Genomic DNA, 220 nt, shown 5'->3' with positions numbered 1-220 from the left:
CCTGCGGTCGGTCTTCGCGTCCCCGGGCAGCAGCTGCGCGGTCCTGCGCATGGCCGTGCCGGGAAGGTAGGCAACCGCGATCCCCATGTTCCGCGCCACCGTCAGGGGCAGGGAGCCGATGGTGTTGGGCTGGTCCACGACCAGCAGCACACGGCCATGCTTGGAGAGCTTGCCCAGCATCGTGCGGATGGCCTTCTCGTCCTGTTTCAACGGCTTGTCG

Annotated in this window: 1 protein-coding gene; it reads right to left on the bottom strand. The window is 67.7% G+C overall.

Annotation, left to right across the window (positions count from 1 at the left end; translation table 11 throughout):
* Window positions 1–220: IS110 family transposase (locus tag DKT72_RS19030; protein ID WP_162623384.1), on the bottom strand; the 220-nt coding region annotated here is incomplete at both ends.

It is taken from the genome of Confluentibacter sediminis, assembly GCF_003258355.1.
GTDB classification, from domain to species: domain Bacteria; phylum Bacteroidota; class Bacteroidia; order Flavobacteriales; family Flavobacteriaceae; genus Confluentibacter; species Confluentibacter sediminis.
This window is presented reverse-complemented; position numbering and strand designations above follow the sequence as displayed.